The following is a 21,539-nucleotide window of genomic DNA, read 5'->3' as shown; positions in this document are numbered from 1 at the left end:
GTACATGACAGGGACACGCAGTACACGGGGACACGGGGAGACACGCCCATGGCTGAAACACGGCGACGACTGCGCTCGAGCACGGTGGTGCTGGGCGGCATGGGTGTCCTCGCGGCGGCCCTGTCCGCGTGCGGCTCCGACCCGGACCGCCGCTGCGTGGACCGGGACAGCTACGACTACATCAACGGCTACAAGATCGTCGCCGACAAGAACTGCAAGTCGGGCTCCTCGTCCTCCTCGTACGGCAAGGGCCGCAAGAAGACCGGCAAGACCGGCACCACGGACGCCGACTGGTACTACGACGCCGACGTCAGCGGCCGCTACGCCGACAACGGCACCTTCAGCCGCAGCGAGGCCGTCGACCGGGGCGGCTTCGGCTGCTCGGGCTCCGGCAGCGGCGGCGGCTGACCGGGGTCGTACGCACATGGAACGCCGCACCATCACCCCCCGCCCCGCCTGGCAGCAGACCGTCGAGGAACAGGGCCTGATCTACCCCCTCACCCGCTACCCCGACGGCTCCCTGCGTCCCTACTGGGACGAAAGCGCCTACTACACCTTCACCCTCCCGGAGATCGAGGCCCTGGAAGAGGTCGTCGAGGAGCTCCACCGCATGTGCCTGGCGGCGGCCGACCACATCGTCACGCAGGAACGTTTCGCGGACCTGGGCATCACCGACCCCCGCGTGGCCCGCACGGTCGCCGAGTCCTGGCACCGCCGCGCCGAACTCCCCTCCGTCTACGGCCGCTTCGACCTCCGCTACGACGGCACCGGCCCGGCCAAGCTCCTGGAGTACAACGCCGACACCCCCACCTCACTGGTGGAGGCCGCGTCCCCCCAGTGGTTCTGGATGGAGGACCGCTTCCCCGGCGCCGACCAGTGGAACTCCCTCCACGAACGCCTGATCGACGCCTGGCGGAAACAGGCCGCCCTGCTCCCGCCGGGCAGTCCCCTGTACTTCGCGTACTCCTCCGCCGACGAACTCGGCGAGGACCTGATGACGGTCGCCTACCTCAAGGAAACCGCCGAGCAGGCAGGCCTGGACACCGACTGGATCTCCATGGAGGAGATCGGCTGGGACCGCCTCTCCGGCCGCTTCGTCGACAACCGCCTCCGCTTCATCCGCAGCATCTTCAAGCTCTACCCCTGGGAGTGGCTCACCACCGACCGCTTCGCCGGCCACGTCCTGGACACCCTCGACAACGGCGGCGGCACGGGCACGACCCTCTGGATCGAGCCGGCCTGGAAAATGCTCCTCAGCAACAAGGCGCTCCTGGCCGTCCTCTGGGAGTTGCACCCCGGCCACCCCAACCTCCTCCCGGCCTACCTGGACGGCCCCCGGGACCTGCCCGCCAAGGGCTGGGTCGCCAAGCCCCTCCTGGGCCGGGAGGGAGCCGGCGTCACGATCCACGAGCCCGGCACGGACCCCGTCCTCCGCGACGAGCCCTGCTGCTACCAGCAACTGGCCCCCCTGCCCGACTTCGACGGCAACCGCGTGGTCCTGGGCGCGTGGGTGGTCGAGAACGAGTCGGCGGGCCTGGGCATCCGGGAGTCCTCGGGCCTGATCACGGACGAGTACGCCCGCTTCCTGCCCCACGTGATCCTTTAGCGACCTGCTTTTCAGGGGCGCGGGGAACTGCGCGACCAGCCACAACGCACCCCGCACCCGGCAACGCTCACCAACCCGGCAGACGCTTCCCCGACCCAGCCGGTAGGCTGATCGCCGGGCCGTGACTGGCGCGCTGGGATGGACAAAACCATCGGGGAGCGGCCCGAGCAGACAGAGCCGTGCGCCTGGGCCGTACCGTGAACGCTGAACGCAACGTCCGGAGGTCCCACATGCCAGCCGAGCCCCTCTCCACCGCTTCCACCGCCTACCGCGCCGCCCTCGACGTCATCCGCGCCGTCGAGCCGCGCGTAGCCGACGCCATCGGCCAGGAGGTCGCCGACCAGCGCGAGATGCTCAAGCTGATCGCCTCGGAGAACTACGCCTCCCCGGCCACGCTGCTGGCGATGGGCAACTGGTTCAGCGACAAGTACGCCGAGGGCACCATCGGCCGCCGCTTCTACGCCGGCTGCCGCAACGTCGACACCGTCGAGTCCCTCGCCGCCGAGCACGCCAAGGAGCTCTTCGGCGCCCGCCACGCCTACGTCCAGCCGCACTCCGGCATCGACGCCAACCTCGTCGCCTTCTGGTCGGTCCTCGCCCAGCGCGTCGAGGTCCCGGCCCTGGAGAAGGCCGGAGCCCGCCAGGTCAACGACCTCTCCGAGGCCGACTGGGCGGAGCTGCGCCGCGCCTTCGGCAACCAGCGCATGCTCGGCATGTCCCTGGACGCCGGCGGCCACCTCACCCACGGCTTCCGCCCGAACATCTCCGGCAAGATGTTCGACCAGCGCTCCTACGGCACGGACCCGGCCACCGGCCTCATCGACTACGAGGCCCTGCGCACCTCGGCCCGCGAGTTCAAGCCGCTGATCATCGTCGCGGGCTACTCGGCCTACCCCCGCCTGGTGAACTTCCGGATCATGCGCGAGATCGCCGACGAGGTCGGCGCGACGCTCATGGTCGACATGGCGCACTTCGCCGGCCTGGTCGCGGGCAAGGTCCTGACCGGCGACTTCGACCCGGTCCCGCACGCCCAGATCGTGACGACGACCACCCACAAGTCGCTGCGCGGCCCGCGCGGCGGCATGGTCCTGTGCGACGACTCCCTGAAGGACCAGGTCGACCGCGGCTGCCCGATGGTCCTCGGCGGCCCGCTCCCGCACGTCATGGCCGCCAAGGCCGTCGCCCTCGCGGAGGCCCGCCAGGAGTCCTTCCGCGACTACGCCCAGCGCATCGTCGACAACTCCCGGGCGCTCGCCGAAGGCCTGATGCGCCGCGGCGCGACCCTCGTGACCGGCGGCACGGACAACCACCTGAACCTGATCGACGTCGCCTCCTCCTACGGCCTCACCGGCCGCCAGGCCGAGGCCGCGCTGCTCGACTCGGGCATCGTCACCAACCGCAACGCCATCCCCGCCGACCCGAACGGCGCCTGGTACACCTCCGGCATCCGCATCGGCACCCCGGCCCTGACCACCCGCGGCCTGGGTACGGCGGAGATGGACGAGGTCGCCGGCCTGATCGACCGTGTCCTCACCACCACGGAGCCGGGCACGACCAAGTCGGGCGCCCCCTCCAAGGCGGCCCACGTCCTCGACGCGAAGATCGCCGACGAGATCTCCCACCGGGCGACCGACCTGGTCGCCGGCTTCCCCCTGTACCCGGAAATCGACCTCGGCTGAAGGCCTCGTAAGGGGCGCGGGGCCGCATCGATTTGCGGCTCCGCCGCGGGGCGCGACCAGCCACAAGGGTCCGCGGTTCCCCACCCGCCGAAACCACCCGCGGCCCTCTGAGACAATAAGCAACATGGCCTCTGACCGACCCCGCGTGCTCTCCGGTATCCAGCCCACCGCCGGCTCGTTCCACCTCGGCAACTACCTCGGCGCCGTCCGCCAGTGGGTGGCCCTGCAGGAGACCCACGACGCGTTCTACATGGTCGTCGACCTGCACGCGATCACCATCCCGCAGGACCCGAAGGACCTGCGTGCGAACACGCGCCTGGCCGCCGCCCAGCTGCTCGCCGCGGGTCTTGACCCGGACCGCTGCACGCTCTTCGTCCAGAGCCACGTCCCCGAGCACGCCCAGCTCGCGTGGGTCATGAACTGCCTCACCGGCTTCGGCGAGGCGAGCCGGATGACCCAGTTCAAGGACAAGGCCGCCAAGCAGGGCGCCGAGCGCGCCTCCGTCGGCCTGTTCACGTACCCGATCCTCCAGGTCGCGGACATCCTGCTCTACCAGGCGCACGAGGTCCCGGTCGGCGAGGACCAGCGCCAGCACGTCGAGCTCACCCGCGACCTCGCCGAGCGCTTCAACGGCCGTTTCGGCCAGACGTTCACCGTCCCGAAGCCGTACATCCTCCGGGAGACGGCGAAGATCTACGACCTTCAGGACCCGTCGATCAAGATGAGCAAGTCGGCGTCCACGCCGAAGGGCCTCATCAACCTCCTTGACGAGCCGAAGGCCACCGCGAAGAAGGTCAAGAGCGCGGTCACCGACACGGACACGGTGATCCGCTACGACGCCGAGAACAAGCCGGGCGTCAGCAACCTCCTCACGATCTACTCGACCCTCACCGGCGAGACCATCGGTGAGCTGGAGGAGAAGTACACCGGCAAGATGTACGGCGCGCTCAAGACGGACCTCGCCGAGATCATGGTCGACTTCGTCACGCCGTTCCGGGAGCGGACCCAGCAGTACCTGGACGACCCGGAGACGCTCGACTCGATCCTCGCCAAGGGCGCCGAGAAGGCCCGCGCCGTCGCCGCGGAGACCCTCGCCCAGGCGTACGACAAGGTCGGCTTCCTGCCCGCCAAGCACTGAACCCGCTCCCGCGCACAGCCGTACCACCGAACAGCGCTGTACATCACTTCGGTTGCGCCTGCCCGTAACCGGGTCGTGGCCGTACAGTCGATAACCGGGTGGTCGTATCAGCGACCCGCAAACTTAACGACAGGAGACGACGTGGGGACCGTAACGATCGGTGTCTCGATCGCGGTCCCGGAGCCTCACGGCAGCCGGCTTCAGCAGCTGCGCGCGGGCTTCGGCGACGCCGCGGCTCACGGCATTCCCACGCACGTCACCCTGCTGCCGCCGACGGAGATCGACGAGTCCGCCCTGCCGGCCGTCGAGGCGCATCTGACCGAGGTCGCCGCGGCCGGCCGGCCCTTCCCGATGCGGCTGTCGGGGACCGGGACCTTCCGGCCCCTGTCCCCGGTCGTCTTCGTCCGGGTCGTCGCGGGAGCGGAGGCCTGCACGCGGCTCCAGGAGCAGGTCCGCGACCCCGCCGGGCCGGTCGTACGGGAACTGCAGTTCCCGTACCACCCCCACGTCACGGTGGCCCACGGCATCGAGGAGGCGGCGATGGACCGCGCCTTCGAGGAACTCGCCGACTACGAGGCCGAGTGGCCGTGCACCGGCTTTGCCCTCTACGAACAGGGCGCCGACGGCGTCTGGCGCAAGCTGCGCGAGTTCCCCTTCGGCGGTTCGGTCGTCCCGCCCCAGGCCGGGCACGTGGAGCGCGGCTCGGTCCCGACCTGGTGATCCGCCCGTAGATCAGATCGGCAGCCGCCGGAACAACCCGCGCGGCAGGTGCCGCAGCGCCGCCATCACCACGCGCAGCGCCCCCGGCACCCACACCGTCTCCGAGCGGCGCCGCAGCCCCAGCTCGACGGCCGTCGCCACCGCCTCGGGCGTGGTCGCCAGCGGCGCCTCGGGCAGCCCGGCGGTCATCCGCGTCCGCACGAATCCGGGGCGTACGACCATGACGTGCACGCCCGTGCCGTGCAGCGCGTCGCCCAGGCCCTGCGCGAAGGCGTCGAGTCCGGCCTTGCTGGAGCCGTAGATGAAGTTCGCGCGGCGGGCCCGCTCGCCCGCGACGGAGGACATCACGACCAGCGAGCCGTGCCCCTGGGACTGGAGTGAGCGGGCGCACACCAGGCCCGCCGAGACCGCGCCGGTGTAGTTGGTCTGCGCGACCCGTACCGCCGCCTCCGGGTCCCGCTCGTCGCGGGCCTGGTCGCCGAGGAGGCCGAAGGCGAGCAGCACCATGTCGATGTCGCCCTCGGCGAAGACCTTGCCGAGCACGGCCTCGTGGGAGGTCGGGTCGAGCGCGTCGAAGGCGACGGTGTGCACGTCGGCCCCGAGCCCGCGCAGCTGCCCGGCGGCCTCCTCCAGGGCGGGCGACGGGCGGCCGGCCAGCCAGACCGTGCGGGTGCGGCGGGCGATCAGCCGGCGGGCGGTGGCCAGCGCGATCTCCGACGTACCGCCGAGGACGAGCAGGGACTGGGGGAGACCGAAGGCGTCCTTCATGACAGCTCCTAGGGATCGCTCAGAGGTGGAGGCGGCGGGCCAGGTCGGACACGAACACCCCGTGCGGGTCCAGCTCGGCGCGCAGGGCGCGGAAGTCGTCCAGCCGCGGGTACATGGCCGCGAGCAGTTCCGGGCGCAGCCGGGCGTCCTTGGCGAGGTAGACGCGGCCGCCGGCGGTGGCGACCTCCTCGTCGAGTTCGTCGAGGAACGCGCCGAGGCCGGGCAGGCCCGCCGGGATGTCCAGCGCCAGCGTCCAGCCGGGCACCGGGAAGGACAGCCAGCCCGGGTCGGACTCCCCGAAGCGCTTGAGGACGGCCAGGAAGGACGGGCAGCGGCGCTCGGAGATACGGCGCACGATGCGGCGCAGGGCGTCCTCCTGGCCGTAGCCGACGACGAACTGGTACTGCACGAAACCGCCCCGGCCGTAGACGCGGTTCCAGTGGGGCACGCCGTCCAGGGGGTGGAAGAAGGCGGAGATGCGCTGGAGTTGGCCGGACCGCGCGCGGGGGGCCTTGTGATACCAGAGCTCGTTGAAGAGGCCCACGGTCGTGCGGCTGAGCAGGCCCTCGGGGAGGAGGGAGGGGGCGGCCGGGAAGCGGGAGGTGCGGAAGGACAGCGGGTCCCGGCGCACACGGGCGGGGAGGGTGTCCAGGGGCGCGTGGTCGCCGCGGGTGAGGACCGCGCGGCCGGTGGCGGCGCCCCGGGCCAGCAGGTCGATCCAGGCGACCGAGTAGCGGTAGCGGTGGTCGGTGGCCGCCAGCCGGGCCATCAGGTCGTCGAGGTCCGCCGCGCGTTCGGTGTCGACCGACATCAGCGAGGTCTCGACCGGCTGGAGCCGGATCGTCGCGGTGAGGATCACCCCGGTCAGTCCCATGCCGCCCGCGGTGGCGTCGAACAGGGGCGTGCCGGGGATCACCGTGCGGATCTCGCCGTCGGCGGTGAGCAGTTCGAGGGCGAGCACGTGGCGCGCGAAGGAGCCCGAGACGTGGTGGTTCTTGCCGTGGATGTCGGCGCCGATCGCCCCGCCGACGGTGACGTAGCGCGTGCCGGGGGTGACCGGCACGAACCAGCCGAGCGGCAGCAGCACCTCCATCAGCCGGTGCAGGGAGACGCCCGCGTCGCACAGCACGGTGCCGCCGGCGGCGTCGATCGCGTGGACGCGGTCCAGGCCCGTCATGTCGAGCACGGACCCGCCCGCGTTCTGCGCCGCGTCCCCGTACGCCCGTCCCAGGCCCCGGGGGATCCCGCCGCGGGCCCCGCAGTCGCGGACGGCCGCCACGGCCTCCTCGTACGTCCGCGGGCGGATCAGCCGGGCGGCGGTGGGAGCGGTGCGGCCCCAGCCGGTGACGGTGGTGTGGTCCAGGCCCGAGACGTCCGGGACGAAAGCGGTGTCGGCAGACATGTCCGTGACCGTATCGTCCCCATGTGAGCTCTTAGTTAGAGAACATGGTGCCCCTCCCCGAAACGGGTGATTAATGGGATGTCGCTCAATATTGCCGGAGTTCAGGCCATGTGGGCGTGAACAGTGAGTCCACATGGACGACCTCGACGACCTGCACGACATGGACCACCGGATCGTTTCGGCGCTCAGGGCGTGCGGCACCGACCCGCGCGTGGCGGGCGCCGCACGCGCCCTGTCCTGGGCGGGGGAACACGCGGCGCTGTGGCTGGCGGCGGGGCTCGCCGGAGCCGCCGTCGACGGCACAAGACGCGGCGCCTGGCTGCGCGGCGCAGCGCTCACCGCGGGGGCGCACCTCGTCAGCATGGGGGTGAAGCGGGTCGTGCGCCGACCGCGCCCCCCGCACGTCGAGCCCCTGGTGCGCACCGCCGGGCGGCACTCCTTCCCCAGCTCGCACGCCACTTCCGCCGCTGCCGCCGCCGTCGCCTTCGGCGCCCTCGGAGCGCGCGCCGTCCCGCCGCTAGCCGCCGCCGTGTGCGTCTCGCGGCTGGTGGCCGGCGTCCACTACCCCTCGGACGTCGCGGCGGGCGCGGCCCTCGGCGCACTCACGGCCCGGCTCGGCGCCCGCTGGATGAAGGGAGAGGCCCACCATGACTGAGGCGGCCGTCCTGCGGCAGCGCACCCACGAGGAGCGGCCCGCGCCACCCCGCAAGGGCGGTCTCCTGGCCGGTCTGCTTTGGACCGCGCGACCCAAACAGTGGGTGAAGAACGTCCTGGTGGTCGCCGCCCCGGCGGCCGCCGGCGAGCTCTTCTCCCGGCACGCCCTGACCCGACTCGCCCTCGTCTTCGTCCTCTTCACCGCCTGCGCCGCCGCCGTCTACCTCGTCAACGACGCCCGCGACGCCGACGCCGACCGCGCCCACCCCACCAAGCGGCACCGCCCGGTCGCCGCCGGACAGGTCCCCGTACCCCTCGCCTACGCCGTCGGCGGCGGCCTCGCCGTCCTCGCGCCCGCCGCCGCGGCCTGGCTCTGCCCCCCGGCCGTCACCGCCCTGCTGACCGCCTACCTCGGCATGCAACTGGCCTACTGCGTCAGCCTCAAGCACGTCCTCGTCGTCGACCTCGCCGTCGTCACGACCGGCTTCCTGATGCGGGCGATGGTCGGCGGACTCGCCCTCGGCATCCCGCTGTCGCGCTGGTTCCTGATCACGACCGGCTTCGGCGCGCTGTTCATGGTGTCGGCCAAGCGCTACTCCGAAGCCGTGCAGATGGCCGGAAAGGAGGGCGTCACGCGCGCGTTGCTCACCGAGTACACCACCGGCTATCTCCGCTTCGTCTGGCAGCTCGCCGCCGGTGTCGCCGTCCTCGGCTACTGCCTGTGGGCCATGGAGGAGGGCGGCGTCCCGCACACCAGCGTGCTGCCCTGGCGCCAGCTGTCCATGGTCGCCTTCATCCTCGCGATCCTCCGGTACGCCGTCTTCGCCGACCGCGGCACGGCCGGCGAACCCGAGGACGTCGTCCTGCGCGACCGGGCGCTCGCCCTCATCGGTCTGGTGTGGATGGCGATGTACGGCCTGGCGGTGGCCAATTGGTGACCACGCGCGCGTGGTCGCGCCCCACGGCCCCCTGCCGCCGGGAGCTCCTGGGTTTCGCCGCCGCCGGTCTCCTCGCCTACGCCGTCGACTTGGCCCTGTTCACCTGCCTGCGCGGCCCCGCCGGACTCGGCCCGCTCACCGCCAAGGCCCTGTCCTTCGTGGCGGCCTGCTCGGTCGCCTACGCGGGCAACGCCCTCGGCACCTACCGGGACAGGCGGATCAGCGGCCTGCGCCCGTACGCCGCGTTCTTCCTGGTGAACCTCGCCGGCGCCGCCGTACAACTGCTGTGCCTGGCCGTCAGCCACTACGGCCTCGGACTCACCTCGCAGCGCGCGGACACCGTCTCCGGCGCGGTCGTCGGTATGGCGTTGGCCACAGTCCTCCGGTTCTGGGGTACCCGTACATGGGTCTTCCGGGCGGAGGGCAGAGTCGGATCATGGACTGGCTGAAAAGGCTCCCGGTCATCGGGCCGTGGGCGGAGCGGCTGATGATCACCCACGCGTGGCGGTCGTACGAGCGGCTGGACCGCGTGAAGTGGACACGGCTGGCCGCCGCGATGACCTTCACCAGCTTCGTCGCGCTGTTCCCGCTGCTGACGGTGTCCGCCACCATCGCCGCCGCCACGCTCAGCACGGAGCAGCAGGACAAGCTCCAGGACAAGCTCGCCGAGCAGGTGCCCGGCATCTCCGACCAGCTGGACATCGCCGGCCTGGTGGACAACGCCGGCACCATCGGCCTCATCGCGGGCGCCCTGCTGCTCTTCACCGGCATCAGCTGGGCCGGCTCGATGCGCGAGTGCCTGCGCGCGGTGTGGGAACTGCCCGACGACGAGGAGAACCCGGTCCTGCGCTACGTCAAGGACGCGGGCGTCCTGATCGGCCTCGGCGGCGCGCTCCTCGTCACCATCGCCGCCTCCACCGTCGCCTCCGCGATGATCGGCTGGATCACCCGGCACCTGGGCATCGACGAGGGCGGCTGGAGCGGCGTCCTGCTGCACATCGCCGCGTTCCTGATCGCCGTACTCGCCGACTTCCTGCTCCTGCTCTACGTCCTGACGCTGCTGCCGGGCGTGGAGCCCACGCGCCACCGCCTGTTCGTGGCGGCGCTGACCGGCGCGGTCGGCTTCGAGCTGCTGAAGCTGCTGCTCAGCGGCTACTTGCAGGGTGTGGCCGCGAAGAGCATGTACGGCGCGTTCGGCGTGCCCGTCGCGCTGCTGCTGTGGATCAACTTCACCTCGAAGCTGGTGCTGTTCTGCGCCTCCTGGACGGCGACGCAGAGCAAGGAGGACGAACTCCCGGACGTCCCGGAGGTCAGGGGCGGGTCCGGCGGCGCACCAGATCCGGCAGCGGCCAACGGCGGTTGACCAGGAACGCGCCGCCCGCGAGCAGCACCAGCACACCGCCGGTGATGCCGAGCGCGATCCCGATGCCGCTGGAGCCGTCCGCGGCAGGGCCGCTGGCCACCGGCTTCGAACCGGTCCCGGCCGTGCTGCCCGCGCCGCTCCCGGAGCCGCCGGCCTCCCCGGAGGGGTTCGCACCGGGCTGGGAACTGGCCTGCGCGGCGCCCTTCGGCGGCACCAGCTCACCCACCGGCTGCACCTTCCCGGCCGCCTTGAAGCCCCAGTCGAACAGCCGCGCGGTCTCCTTGTAGACCTCGTTGTGCTCCTGCTTCTCCGGATTCATCACCGTCACCAGCAGCACCTTGCCGTCCCGCTCGGCGACACCGGTGAAGGTGGCACCGGCGTTGGTGGTGTTGCCGTTCTTGACGCCGGCGATGCCCTGGTAGACGGGCAGGCCCGCGTCGCCGCTCAGCAGCCGGTTGGTGTTCTGGATCTCGAAGGACTCGCGGGCCGGCTTGCCCTTCTTGTTCTTCTTCGTCTGGCCCGGGAACTTCGCGCTGACCGTCGAGCAGTACTCCCGGAAGTCCTTCTTCTGCAGCCCCGAGCGGGCGATCAGCGTCAGGTCGTACGCCGACGAGACCTGCCCCTCGGCGTCGTAGCCGTCCGGGCTGACGACGTGCGTGTCGAGGGCCTGAAGCTCCTCGGCGTGCTCGTTCATCTCCTTGACGGTGTTGTCGACGCCCTTGTTCATGGCCGACAGCACGTGCACGGCGTCGTTTCCGGAGCGCAGGAAGACGCCGAGCCACAGGTCGTGGACCGTGTAGGTCTCGTCCTCCTTTATCCCGACCAGGCTGGAGCCCGAGCCGATGCCCGCCAGGTCGGAGGGGACGACCTTGTGCTTGGCCGTCCTCGGGAACTTCGGCAGCAGCGTGTCCGCGAACAGCATCTTCAGCGTGCTCGCCGGGGCCAGCCGCCAGTGCGCGTTGTGCGCGGCCAGCACGTCACCCGACTCGGCGTCGGCGACGATCCAGGAGCGGGCGCTCACGTCCTTCGGCAGCACCGGCACGCCGCTCGCGAGGTTCACCTGCGTGCCCGGCTGCCCGAGCCGGGCGCCGCCCACGGTCGACATCGACGCCGGGGGAGTGGCCGACGGACTGCCCGAAGGGCTCGCCGACGGACTGCCCGAGGGACTCGGGGCCGCGACGGCGGCGGGCGCGGCCAGGGCGAGGGACGACAGGACGGCGGAGGTGACCAGCAGGGATCGCCTGGCGGTCTTCTTCGGAGCGGGCACGACCGGAAACGTACATGCAGTACGCAGGGAAGTCCCGCCTCCGCCCCCACCCCGCGAACGGAACCGGACAGGCCTTGGCGATACTGGTCTCATGAAGCTCAGCCGCCCCGTCTCCTGGTTCCTGCTCGCCTTCGGGGTGTGGAGCTGGGTCATCTGGATCACTTTCGTCAAGAACCTTGTCAAGGACAGCAGCGGGCTCGCCTTCGACGACGGTCATCCCACGGCGTACTTCTGGGTGCACCTGCTGCTCGCCGTCGTCTCCTTCGTATTGGGGACGGCCATCGGGGCCATCGGGTTGCGTGGTCTGCGCGCACTGCGCCGGACGTCATAACGGCAATCGGGAGACACGACACCGTGGCCTTCGTCTTCGTACTCGTCGCAACGCTCGTCCTGGCCGTCATCGTGACGGCCAACTGGTACGTGTGGCGCCGCCTGTTCCGCGACACGACCCGCGGCCCGGGCCTCACCCGCCGCGCGGGCGCGGCCCTGATCGCCGGCGGCTGGCTCCTCGCGATCACGGCCCTGGTCGCCGAACGCACCGGCGCCCCCTTCTGGCTCCAGCAGGTCCTCGCCTGGCCGGGCTTCCTGTGGCTGGCCCTGTCGGTATACCTGCTGCTGGCGGTCGTCGCGGGGGAGGCCGTACGGCCGGTGCTGCGGTGGTTCCTCGAGCGGCGGGCGAGGGCGAGGGCGAACGGCACGGGCTTTGAGCCCGGTGCCGGTGCGCCCGGCGCCGCCGGTGACCCCGCTGCCGCACCACAGACGGACCGGGCCGGCGGGGCACCCCTGTCCGCGACGGCGAGCGGCCCGCGGACGGATGACGGTGCCGGTGCGCCCGGCGGTGTACCCACGTCCGTGGCGGCGACCGCCATGCACGCCGACCCCGGCGGCACGGTGACCGCCCCCGTCACCGACCCCCACCCGCAGGCCGGCCCCGCACCCGCCACCCCCGACAGCTCCCCGCAGCCGCTCACCACCCCAGGCGCCCCCGACAGCACCGCCTCCGCTCCCACCGGCCCCTCCCGCCGTCTCTTCGTCTCCCGGGTCGTCGCCGGGGCCGCCGCGGCCGCTGCTGCCGGGACCGTGGGGTACGGGACGTACGGCGTGCTGCGTGGGCCCAAGGTGAAGCGGGTCACCGTGCCCCTGGCCAAACTGCCGCGCGCAGCGCACGGGTACCGGATCGCCGTGGTCAGTGATGTGCACCTCGGCCCGGTCCTGGGCCGCGGCTTCGCGCAGAAGGTCGTCGACACGATCAACGCGACCCAGCCCGACCTGATCGCGGTCGTCGGCGACCTGGTCGACGGCAGTGTGAAGGACCTGGGCCCCGCGGCGGCCCCCCTGGCCCAGCTGAAGGCCCGTCACGGGTCCTACTTCGTCACCGGCAACCACGAGTACTTCTCCGGCGCCGAGCAGTGGGTCGAGGAGGTCCGCCGCCTCGGACTCACCCCCTTGGAGAATGCCCGCAGGGAGATGCCGTACTTCGACCTGGCCGGAGTCAACGACGTCACCGGCGAGGACGAGGGCCAGGGCCCCGACTACGCCCGCGCCCTCGGCGACCGCGACACGGCACGCGCGTGCGTACTGCTCGCCCACCAGCCCGTGCAGATCCACGACGCCGTCGAGCACGGCGTCGACCTCCAGCTGTCCGGCCACACCCACGGCGGCCAGCTCTGGCCCGGCAACCTCATCGCCGCCGCCGCGAACCCGACCGTCGCGGGCCTGGAGCGCTACGGCGACACCCAGCTCTACGTCTCCCGCGGCGCCGGCGCCTGGGGCCCGCCCACGCGGGTGGGGGCACCGTCGGACATCACCCTGATCGAGCTGGCGTCGCGGCAGGCCTGACCCTGTGAGAGCGCTGTGAAACCGGACCGAAAGGCCCATCGGTAAGTTTTTTCCCAACTCGGCAGATCTCCCTTCCGCCCGCTCAAACACCTGTGATTGGGTGAGGCCGCCACAAAGGGGTGTGGCACTGGCACAAGGGCCCACGGGCCTGGGAGGGCAAGGCCGATGCGATCGGTTCGCATGCGGATACTCGCGGGACTGCTCGTCCTGGCGGCCGTGGGGGTGGGCGCCTGGCAGCTCGTGCCCTCGAAGAAGGACGGCACGGCCATCACGGTCGGCACGACGGACGCCGTCACGTCACTCGACCCGGCGGGCGCCTACGACGCCGGTTCCTGGGCGCTGTTCAGCAACGTCTTCCAGTCGCTGCTCACCTTCGCCCCGGGCGGCACCGCACCCGTACCGGACGCGGCCAGGAGCTGCGCGTTCGCCAACGGCGACCTGACCACGTACCGCTGCGAACTGCGCTCCGGCCTCACCTTCCCGAGCGGCCGGACGATGACCGGCGAGGACGTGAAGTACTCCTTCGACCGGATCATGAGGATCAAGTCCCCGGTCGGCCCGGCGTCCCTGCTCGACACCCTCCGTTCCGTGGACGCCGACGGGCTGACCGTCACCTTCCACCTGTCCTCGCCCGACGCCACGTTCCCGTTCAAGGTGGCCACCGGCGCGGGCTCGATCGTCGACCACACCGCCTACCCGGCAGGCAAGCTGCGCACCGGCAGCCGTGTCGACGGCACCGGCCCGTACACCCTCACCTCCTACACGAAGGACGCCACGGCGGTCCTCGCGCCCAACAGCCGCTACCGGGGCGCGGTCAAAGGCGGTGCGAACAGGCCCGTCGAACTGCGCTACTACGCCACCCCCGCTGCCCTGGACACCGCGTGGAAGGACAAGCGCGTCGAGGTCACGACCGACCAGCTGCCGCCCGCGGTCCTCGCCGACCTGAACCCGAGCGATCCCGCGCAGCGCGTCTTCGAGGCGGACGGCTCCGAGACCCGCAACCTGTACTTCAACACCCGCGCGGGCAAGCCCCTGCACAATCCGAAGGTCCGGCAGGCCATGGCCTGGCTCATCGACCGCGAGCGGCTGGCCGCCACCGTCTACGACGGCACCGTCGACCCCCTGTACTCCCTGATCCCGGCGGGCCTCACCGGGCACACCGCCTCGTTCTTCGACGACTACCCCCGGCAGGACCCGAAGAAGGCGCGCAAGCTGCTCACCCAGGCCGGCGTGACCCTGCCCGTCCGCTTCACCTACGGCTACGCCAAGGGCCGCGGCGCCGGTGCGCAGGAGGCCGCCGAGATCAAACGGGAGCTGGAGGCGAGCGGCCTGTTCAAGGTCACCCTCAAGGGCTACGAGTGGACCGACTTCCAGAAGCGCTGGGCGAGCGGCGAGCTCGACGCGTACGCCGTCGGCTGGGTCGCCGACTACCCCGACCCGGACACCTTCCAGGCCGCGCTCGTCGGCACCGGCAGCGCCATGAACACCGGCTACAGCAGCAAGGCCGTCGACCGGCTCATCAAGGACAGCCGCCGCTACGCCGACCGCGGCGAGGCCGACCGGGACTTCCAGTCGGTGCAGCAGACCGTCGCCCAGGACGTGCCGGTGCTGCCGCTGTGGCAGGCGAAGGAGTACGTCGTCACCACCGAGGACATCGGCGGCGGCCAGTACCTGTCGGACGGCACGGGCGTGTTCCGCCTCTGGAGCCTCACGCAGCTCTGACGGGCTCCTGGCGCCGGCGGTCTAGGATTCGGTCCGGCGCGCGGCCGGGTCCGGGATCGCCCGGGTCATGCCCGGCAGGAAGTCCGTGAACAGCTCGTGCACCTCGCGCACCAGCGGCCGCAGCACCCGGAAGCGGGCCAGCGAGACGCCCCGCGCGGTGAGCCGGGCCCCGCGCTCGGCGAGCCGGTAGCTGCGCTCCCGGCCCTCGGTCCGGTCGAAGATCCAGTACAGGACGAGGCCCATCTGGGACAGCCACATCAACTCGGGCAGGATGCCCCGCAGTTCCTCGGCCACCTTGGTCTTCGTCGCCCCGGCCAGCACCTCCCGGTGGACGCTGATGGCCTCCTCGCGCGCGTGCTCCGACTCCGGGGAGAAGGGGCTGAGCGGGCTGTCCGGGTCGGCGGCGTTCTTGAAGAACTGCACCGCGAACTCGTGGTAGGGCGCGGCGATGTCCAGCCACGCCCGCAGCACGCCCGCGAGCCGGGCCTCCAGATCGGTCTCCCGGTCCAGGATCTCCCGGACCGCCACCTGGTGCTCGGCGGCGATCCGGTCGTAGAAGCCCTGGATCAGGTGTTCCTTGCCCTCGAAGTAGTAGTACGCGTTGCCGACGGAGACCCCGGCCTCCTTGGCGATGGCCCGCATCGTCGTCTTGTCGTAGCCGCGCTCCTGGAACAGCCGCATGGCCGTCTCCAGGATCAGGGCGCGGGTCTGCTCGGACTTGCTCGGGGTGGCGCCGTCGTCGGGGCCGTCGTTCTTCGCGGACACGGGAAGAGAGCCTAACGTCAGCGCCCCGGCGCCCGGTCAGGGGCGCAGGTGCCGTCGGCGCAGCCCGGCGCGGTATGGGTCCAGCCGACGTCCGGGTCGTACGCCCATCCGTCCGCCCGCCGGTACACCCGGCCGCCCCACTGAGCCTCGCCCCAGTGCGCCCCGCCTCCCTGCCCCCGGTTCCACTGCGCGCCGCGCCACTTGGCGGCGGCCAGCACCGCGCCCTTGGCGAGCCGGGCGCCGGACGGGGTGCTGAGCCGGTGGGCGAGCGGCCGGTACTCGCGCAGCGCCCACAGGGTGACGATCCAGGCGGCGGGGCCCCGGTAGACCTGCCCGGCGTCGCCGACGACGGTGATCTCTTCGAGGGTGGCGCCGTGGTCGAGGCCGGGAAACCGCCCCCGGGCCTCCTCGGAGGCGGCCGGGACCAGCTCCAGCGGCACCAGCTTCGGTTGCCGCAGGAGCCAGTCGCGCAGGAACGCGCACAGGGAGCACTCGGCGTCGTACAGGACGGTGAGGCGGCGGACCGGTGCGGTGGCGTTCATGCCGCGCTCCGCTCAGGCCTGGGCCTGCGGGGCGGCCCAGCCCTGCGGCGGCACCGGCGGCACCTGCTCGCGCTCCATGGCACCGCGCCGCCGGATCCGGTTGAGCACGTAGACGTTGGCCAGGTGCATCACGCCGAGCACCAGCAGCACCACGCCGAGCTTGGTCGACAGGGCCTCGAAGACACCGCGCGTGTCGGTGATGGTTCCGTCGCCGCTCAGGTACAGCGCGACGAACCCGAGGTTGACGAGGTAGAAGCCGACCACCAGGAGGTGGTTGACGGCGTCGGCGAGCTTCTCGTTGCCGTGCAGCACGTCGGCGAGGAAGATCCTCCCGTTCCGGCTGAGCGTGCGGGCCACCCAGATGGTCAGACCGATGCTGACCAGCAGGTAGATGACGTAGGCGATGACCGTGCGGTCCATTGCCCCACCCTTCTTGAACACGTTCAAAACGCTGTCGGGGATGACTCTAGACCCCTTTTTGAACATGTTCAACACGTGGCCCAGGGTGATTGCCGGCGTCCCGTCAGTCCGCGCACCCCCCGATCCTCCGCGTGCTCAGCGCGATGTCGTCCAGCCGGACGTCGTACGACGACGGGCTCGGGTCGGACTGGTACAGCTGCCAGCCCAGCTTGAGTTTGTCGAAGGTCGGGAAGATGAACGGGTCCGTCGTACCGCCGTGCCGGTCGGTGGAGACGGTCAGGTCGGGCTGGGGTACGCCGTCGAAGTAGACCGTGACGCGGTTGTCCGTGGCGTCCAGGTGGAACTCGACGCACTGCCACTTCCCGGCCGTCGCCGGCGCGGAGGTCTGCCACGCGGTCCAGTCGCCGGTGGGTCCGAGGTCGGAGCCGACACCGTAGAAGTTGCGCTTCTCCGTGGGCACGTACTGGCCGCCGAGCGGGCGGACGAGCGTCGGGGAGTCCAGGCCGGAGGCCTCCGCCAGGGTCCAGTGCGCCCAGTCGGGGGCGGTCGGGAACGCGTCCACCTTCAGCCGCATCCGGGCCCAGAAGCTGTTGCCGGGCGGGGCGAGGTGCGGGAACACCAGGAAGGCGCGGCCGTTGCCCTCGGTGCGGATGCGGAGTTCACGTCCGTGGCCGGTCGAGGCGCGGGTGACGGTCAGCGTGCCGTCGGAGGCGTCCGAGGTCCAGTCGCGGCCTTCGGTGACCGGGCCGAGGGGAAGGCGGTCGAAGCTCTCCCGTGCGAGGACCGGAGAGGGGGCTGCAGAGGCTGTGGGGGATACCGGGAGCAGCGCGGAAGCCGTGGCCAGGAGCGCGGCGGCGGTCCTTCTGAGGTTTGCCATGCGGGGAGTCTGGCCACGGGAGTTACAGCCGTGACAGTAGTTGCTCCCCAAGTGGCCGGTCACGTCCCGTTTCTGTCCGGATCAGGTCACTCGGCCTTTTTCGGCCGGCCGGCCTTCAGGATCGCTGCGACGTCCAGAGCCACCTTGGCGCCGAGCCGTCCCGGGCCGGACCAGTGAGGACGTGGAGGCGTTCGCGTCCTGCCGACAATCACGTAGGCGTACGGGTCGACCCTGGGCAACTCACTCGAACGAGGCACGGCGAGGGCCCCGCCCCGGTGCGGAACCGGAGACGGGGCCCTCGAGGGACTGCCGAGGAAGACCTCAGTAGCGACGCGTGATCAGCGCTCGCTTGACCTCCGCGATCGCCTTCGTGACCTCGATACCGCGCGGGCAGGCGTCCGTGCAGTTGAAGGTCGTGCGGCAGCGCCAGACGCCGTCGCGGTCGTTGAGGATCTCCAGGCGCTGTTCGCCCGCCTCGTCACGCGAGTCGAAGATGAAGCGGTGCGCGTTGACGATGGCCGCCGGGCCGAAGTACTGGCCGTCGTTCCAGAAGACCGGGCACGACGTGGTGCACGCCGCGCAGAGGATGCACTTCGTCGTGTCGTCGAAGCGCTCGCGGTCCTCGGCCGTCTGCAGACGCTCGCGCGTGGGCTCGTTCGTGTCCTTCGTGATGAGGAAGGGCATGACGTCCCGGTACGCCTGGAAGAACGGCTCCATGTCCACGACCAGGTCCTTCAGGACCGTCAGGCCCTTTATGGCCTCGACCGTGATCGGCTTCTCGGGGTTGATGTCCTTGATCAGCGTCTTGCAGGCAAGGCGGTTCTTGCCGTTGATCCGCATGGCATCGGAGCCGCAGATGCCGTGCGCGCAGGAACGGCGGAACGTCAGCGTGCCGTCGAGGTCCCACTTGATCTTGTGGAGGGCGTCGAGGACGCGCTCCTTCGGGTCGATCTCCAGCTGGAAGTCTTCCCAGCTGGCCTCCGCCGCGACCTCCGGGTTGAACCGGCGGATGCGGAAGGTGACCGTGATGTAGGGGGAGTCGGCGAAGCCGGGCTCGGGCTTTCCGGCCGCGTCCGACTTGTCCAGAACGGGGGTAGCCATCAGTACTTACGCTCCATCGGCTGGTAGCGGGTCTGGACGACCGGCTTGTAGTCGAGACGGACGGTTTCGGAGCCGTCGGCGCCGACCTCGCGGTACGCCATGGTGTGCCGCATGAAGTTGACGTCGTCGCGGTTCGGGTAGTCCTCGCGGTAGTGACCGCCGCGGGACTCCTTGCGGGCGAGCGCGGAGACCGCCATGACCTCGGCGAGGTCGAGCAGGTTGCCCAGCTCGATGGCCTCCAGCAGGTCCGTGTTGAACCGCTTGCCCTTGTCCTGGATGGACACGTTCTTGTAGCGCTCGCGCAGCTCCGCGATCTTCTCGACCGCCGTCTTGATCGTCTGCTCGGTGCGGAACACCATGACGTTGGCGTCCATGGTCTCCTGCAGCTCCTTGCGCAGCGTCGTCACGCGCTCGGTGCCGGTGGAGTCGCGCAGCATCTCCACCTGCTTGAGCACGAACTCGGCCGGGTTCTCCGGCAGCTCGACGAAGTCCGCCGTCTGGGAGTACTCGGCCGCGGCGATGCCGGCCCGCTTGCCGAAGACGTTGATGTCCAGGAGGGAGTTCGTGCCGAGGCGGTTCGCGCCGTGCACCGACACGCAGGCGACCTCGCCGGCCGCGTACAGGCCCGGGACGACCGTGGTGTTGTCCGCCAGGACCTCACCCTCGACGTTCGTCGGGATGCCGCCCATCGCGTAGTGCGCGGTGGGCTGGATCGGGATCGGGTCCGTGTACGGCTCGATGCCGAGGTACGTACGGGCGAACTCGGTGATGTCGGGCAGCTTGGCGTCCAGCTGCTCCGGCGGGAGGTGGGTGAGGTCGAGGTAGACGTGGTCGCCCTCGGGGCCGCAGCCGCGGCCTTCCCGGATCTCCGTGTAGATGGAGCGCGAGACGACGTCACGCGAGGCGAGGTCCTTCATGACCGGCGCGTACTTCTCCATGAAGCGCTCGCCGTCCTTGTTGCGGAGGATGCCGCCCTCACCGCGGGCGCCCTCCGTCAGCAGGATGCCCATGCGCCAGATGCCGGTCGGGTGGAACTGGAAGAACTCCATGTCCTCCAGCGGGATGCCCCGGCGGTAGACCGCCGCCTGGCCGTCACCCGTCAGCGTGTGCGCGTTCGACGTCACCTTGAAGAACTTGCCGCAGCCGCCGGAGGCGTAGATCACGGCCTTCGCCTGGAAGACGTGGATCTCGCCGGTGGCCAGCTCGTACGCCACCACACCGGCCGAACGCTTGACGCCGTCGACCTCGGTGATCAGCTGGTCCAGGACGTAGAACTCGTTGAAGAACTCCACGCCCTCCTTGACGCAGTTCTGGTACAGCGTCTGGAGGATCATGTGGCCCGTGCGGTCGGCCGCGTAGCAGGAGCGGCGGACCGGGGCCTCGCCGTGGTTGCGGCTGTGACCGCCGAAGCGGCGCTGGTCGATCGTGCCGTTCGGGGTGCGGTTGAACGGCAGGCCCATCTTCTCCAGGTCGAGGACGGAGTCGATGGCCTCCTTCGCCAGGATCTCGGCGGCGTCCTGGTCGACCAGGTAGTCACCGCCCTTGACCGTGTCGAAGGTGTGCCACTCCCAGTTGTCCTCCTCCACGTTGGCCAGCGCGGCGGCCATGCCGCCCTGCGCGGCGCCCGTGTGGGAGCGAGTGGGGTAGAGCTTGGTGAGCACGGCGGTGCGGCTGCGCTTCGTCGACTCGATGGCGGCGCGCATACCGGCGCCACCGGCGCCGACGATGACGGTGTCGTACTTGTGGATCTTCATGATTCTCGCAGCCCCGTGCCTAGCGGATGTTCGGGTCGAAGGTGAAGATCACCAGCGTGCCCAGCAGGATGGTGAACACCGTGGCGGTGTAGAGCAGGCCCTTGAGCCACAGCCGGGTGTTCGCGCGCTCCGCGTAGTCGTTGATGACCGTGCGCAGGCCGTTGGCGCCGTGCAGCATCGCGAGCCACAGCATCAGCAGGTCCCAGACCTGCCAGAAGGGGCTCGCCCAGCGGCCCGCCACGAAGGCGAAGCCGATCTTGGAGACACCGCCGTCCAGCACCAGCTGGATCAGCAGGTGGCCGAGGACCAGCACGACCAGCACGACGCCGGACAGGCGCATGAACAGCCACGCGGCCAGCTCGAAGTTGCCCCGGGTGGACTTCGGGGTCTTCTTGGTGCGCTTGCGCGGGGCCTCGATGAAGGGCGCGGGGTTGTCGACGGTGTAGACGGCGCCACCCTCGACGGGGCCGACGCCGGCGGCGGTCTTCTCAGACGTGGACATTGGCGTCAGCTCCCGAACAGTTCACGAGCGGCGTGGCCGAGGACGGGGTAGATCGCCCCGAGCATCAGCACGACCCACAGGGCGACGACGGTCCAGAGCATCTGCTTCTGGTAGCGGGCGCCCTTGATCCAGAAGTCGACGGCGATGACGCGCAGGCCGTTGAGCGCATGGAAGAGGATGGCGGCGACGAGGCCGTACTCCAGCAGCGCGACGATCGGCGTCTTGTACGTGGCCACGACCTTGTCGTAGGCCTCGGGCGACACACGGACGAGTGCGGTGTCCAGCACGTGAACGAACAGGAAGAAGAAGATGAGGACGCCGGTGACTCGGTGAGCCACCCAGGACCACATTCCTTCCCGGCCGCGGTACAGCGTTCCAGCCGGCACGGAAGTTTCCTCCGGGAGCGGGGATTGGGGCCGCGCCGGCTTGGTGTGTCGGTCGGGCCCGGCCGGGTACGGTCCACCGGCCCCCAGCATCGTAGC

Annotated in this window: 23 protein-coding genes and 1 riboswitch; of the genes, 12 read left to right on the top strand and 11 right to left on the bottom strand. The window is 70.8% G+C overall.

Features of this window, described 5'->3' with window-relative positions; all coding sequences use genetic code 11:
* Positions 1-48: 48 nt before the first annotated feature.
* The 5 genes from MQE23_RS17175 (at position 49) to MQE23_RS17155 (ending at position 5,143) form a co-directional block, all read left to right on the top strand.
* Complete coding sequence (locus MQE23_RS17175) at positions 49-408, top strand: hypothetical protein (RefSeq protein WP_037670274.1); 360 nt, start codon at positions 49-51, stop codon at positions 406-408.
* A gap of 16 nt (positions 409-424) precedes the next feature.
* On the top strand, positions 425-1,606 hold the full coding sequence (locus MQE23_RS17170; protein WP_020273783.1) for a glutathionylspermidine synthase family protein: 1,182 nt from the start codon (positions 425-427) through the stop codon (positions 1,604-1,606).
* 111 nt (positions 1,607-1,717) lie between these two features.
* Positions 1,718-1,804: riboswitch (ZMP/ZTP riboswitch) on the top strand.
* Positions 1,804-3,285 (top strand): glycine hydroxymethyltransferase, encoded by a 1,482-nt coding sequence (locus MQE23_RS17165; RefSeq protein WP_279345149.1) that lies wholly within the window; start codon positions 1,804-1,806, stop codon positions 3,283-3,285. It overlaps the preceding riboswitch by 1 nt.
* A 124-nt stretch (positions 3,286-3,409) precedes the next feature.
* Positions 3,410-4,423 (top strand): tryptophan--tRNA ligase, encoded by a 1,014-nt coding sequence (gene trpS, locus MQE23_RS17160; RefSeq protein ID WP_037670272.1) that lies wholly within the window; start codon positions 3,410-3,412, stop codon positions 4,421-4,423.
* A 141-nt stretch (positions 4,424-4,564) separates the two neighbouring features.
* On the top strand, positions 4,565-5,143 hold the full coding sequence (locus tag MQE23_RS17155; protein ID WP_020273780.1) for a 2'-5' RNA ligase family protein: 579 nt from the start codon (positions 4,565-4,567) through the stop codon (positions 5,141-5,143).
* Positions 5,144-5,155: 12 nt separating this feature from the next.
* Here MQE23_RS17155 and MQE23_RS17150 read toward each other — a convergent pair whose 3' ends face one another.
* Both MQE23_RS17150 and MQE23_RS17145 read right to left on the bottom strand, forming a co-directional pair.
* The gene (locus MQE23_RS17150; RefSeq protein ID WP_020273779.1) at positions 5,156-5,911 is read right to left on the bottom strand and encodes a decaprenylphospho-beta-D-erythro-pentofuranosid-2-ulose 2-reductase; all 756 of its coding nucleotides are present in this window, start codon (positions 5,909-5,911) and stop codon (positions 5,156-5,158) included.
* 19 nt (positions 5,912-5,930) lie between these two features.
* A complete protein-coding gene (locus tag MQE23_RS17145) occupies positions 5,931-7,313 on the bottom strand; it encodes an FAD-binding oxidoreductase (RefSeq protein WP_020273778.1) in 1,383 nt (460 codons plus the stop codon).
* Between the two features lie 133 nt (positions 7,314-7,446).
* On the opposite strand from MQE23_RS17145, the gene MQE23_RS17140 reads away from it, so the two are divergent.
* Genes MQE23_RS17140 through MQE23_RS17125 form a run of 4 tightly spaced genes read left to right on the top strand, consistent with a single transcriptional unit; the run spans position 7,447 to position 10,268 of the window.
* Positions 7,447-7,968: a phosphatase PAP2 family protein gene (locus MQE23_RS17140; protein WP_243379529.1), complete on the top strand. Its 522-nt coding sequence runs from the start codon at positions 7,447-7,449 to the stop codon at positions 7,966-7,968.
* Entirely contained in the window at positions 7,961-8,905 is a 945-nt protein-coding gene (locus MQE23_RS17135) for a decaprenyl-phosphate phosphoribosyltransferase (protein ID WP_243379528.1), read from the top strand. Before MQE23_RS17140 ends, MQE23_RS17135 begins: the two co-directional genes overlap by 8 nt.
* Positions 8,902-9,354 carry a GtrA family protein gene (locus MQE23_RS17130; RefSeq protein ID WP_020273775.1) on the top strand — a complete coding sequence of 151 codons (453 nt, stop codon included), beginning with the start codon at positions 8,902-8,904 and terminating at the stop codon, positions 9,352-9,354. Before MQE23_RS17135 ends, MQE23_RS17130 begins: the two co-directional genes overlap by 4 nt.
* Positions 9,342-10,268, top strand: a complete 927-nt coding sequence (locus MQE23_RS17125; RefSeq protein ID WP_243379527.1) for a YihY/virulence factor BrkB family protein — start codon at positions 9,342-9,344, stop codon at positions 10,266-10,268. The genes MQE23_RS17130 and MQE23_RS17125 overlap by 13 nt, the downstream gene beginning before the upstream one ends.
* Here MQE23_RS17125 and MQE23_RS17120 read toward each other — a convergent pair.
* Positions 10,216-11,535 carry a D-alanyl-D-alanine carboxypeptidase gene (locus tag MQE23_RS17120; RefSeq protein WP_020273774.1) on the bottom strand — a complete coding sequence of 440 codons (1,320 nt, stop codon included), beginning with the start codon at positions 11,533-11,535 and terminating at the stop codon, positions 10,216-10,218. The genes MQE23_RS17125 and MQE23_RS17120 overlap by 53 nt on opposite strands.
* 91 nt (positions 11,536-11,626) lie before the next feature.
* Between MQE23_RS17120 and MQE23_RS17115 the strand changes: the two genes are divergently transcribed.
* From MQE23_RS17115 to MQE23_RS17105, 3 genes are all read left to right on the top strand, one after another.
* The gene (locus MQE23_RS17115; RefSeq protein WP_010047056.1) at positions 11,627-11,866 is read left to right on the top strand and encodes a hypothetical protein; all 240 of its coding nucleotides are present in this window, start codon (positions 11,627-11,629) and stop codon (positions 11,864-11,866) included.
* A 23-nt stretch (positions 11,867-11,889) separates the two neighbouring features.
* Positions 11,890-13,374 carry a metallophosphoesterase gene (locus MQE23_RS17110; RefSeq protein ID WP_243379525.1) on the top strand — a complete coding sequence of 495 codons (1,485 nt, stop codon included), beginning with the start codon at positions 11,890-11,892 and terminating at the stop codon, positions 13,372-13,374.
* 180 nt (positions 13,375-13,554) lie between these two features.
* Positions 13,555-15,096: an ABC transporter substrate-binding protein gene (locus MQE23_RS17105; protein ID WP_243379524.1), complete on the top strand. Its 1,542-nt coding sequence runs from the start codon at positions 13,555-13,557 to the stop codon at positions 15,094-15,096.
* 21 nt (positions 15,097-15,117) lie between these two features.
* Here MQE23_RS17105 and MQE23_RS17100 read toward each other — a convergent pair whose 3' ends face one another.
* The 8 genes from MQE23_RS17100 to sdhC all read right to left on the bottom strand — a co-directional run bounded on the left by MQE23_RS17100 (position 15,118) and on the right by sdhC (position 21,443).
* Positions 15,118-15,861 carry a TetR family transcriptional regulator gene (locus tag MQE23_RS17100; protein WP_020273770.1) on the bottom strand — a complete coding sequence of 248 codons (744 nt, stop codon included), beginning with the start codon at positions 15,859-15,861 and terminating at the stop codon, positions 15,118-15,120.
* 17 nt (positions 15,862-15,878) lie between these two features.
* Entirely contained in the window at positions 15,879-16,403 is a 525-nt protein-coding gene (locus MQE23_RS17095) for a DCC1-like thiol-disulfide oxidoreductase family protein (RefSeq protein WP_020273769.1), read from the bottom strand.
* Between the two features lie 12 nt (positions 16,404-16,415).
* Positions 16,416-16,823, bottom strand: a complete 408-nt coding sequence (locus MQE23_RS17090; RefSeq protein WP_243379523.1) for a hypothetical protein — start codon at positions 16,821-16,823, stop codon at positions 16,416-16,418.
* A gap of 103 nt (positions 16,824-16,926) precedes the next feature.
* On the bottom strand, positions 16,927-17,700 hold the full coding sequence (locus MQE23_RS17085) for a LamG domain-containing protein (protein ID WP_243379522.1): 774 nt from the start codon (positions 17,698-17,700) through the stop codon (positions 16,927-16,929).
* Positions 17,701-18,021: 321 nt separating this feature from the next.
* Positions 18,022-18,801 (bottom strand): succinate dehydrogenase iron-sulfur subunit, encoded by a 780-nt coding sequence (locus MQE23_RS17080; protein ID WP_020273766.1) that lies wholly within the window; start codon positions 18,799-18,801, stop codon positions 18,022-18,024.
* Positions 18,801-20,555: a succinate dehydrogenase flavoprotein subunit gene (sdhA, locus tag MQE23_RS17075; protein WP_020273765.1), complete on the bottom strand. Its 1,755-nt coding sequence runs from the start codon at positions 20,553-20,555 to the stop codon at positions 18,801-18,803. The genes MQE23_RS17080 and sdhA overlap by 1 nt, the downstream gene beginning before the upstream one ends.
* Before the next feature lie 19 nt (positions 20,556-20,574).
* On the bottom strand, positions 20,575-21,057 hold the full coding sequence (locus MQE23_RS17070) for a succinate dehydrogenase hydrophobic membrane anchor subunit (protein WP_020273764.1): 483 nt from the start codon (positions 21,055-21,057) through the stop codon (positions 20,575-20,577).
* 5 nt (positions 21,058-21,062) lie between these two features.
* Positions 21,063-21,443, bottom strand: coding sequence for a succinate dehydrogenase, cytochrome b556 subunit (gene sdhC, locus MQE23_RS17065; protein WP_037670267.1), 381 nt, complete (start codon positions 21,441-21,443; stop codon positions 21,063-21,065).
* Between the last annotated feature and the right edge of the window lie 96 nt (positions 21,444-21,539).

This window comes from Streptomyces sp. HP-A2021 (assembly GCF_022807935.1).
GTDB classification, from domain to species: Bacteria; Actinomycetota; Actinomycetes; order Streptomycetales; family Streptomycetaceae; genus Streptomyces; species Streptomyces afghaniensis.
Note: the sequence above shows the minus strand (reverse complement) of the source record. Positions and strands in the feature narration are given on the sequence as shown.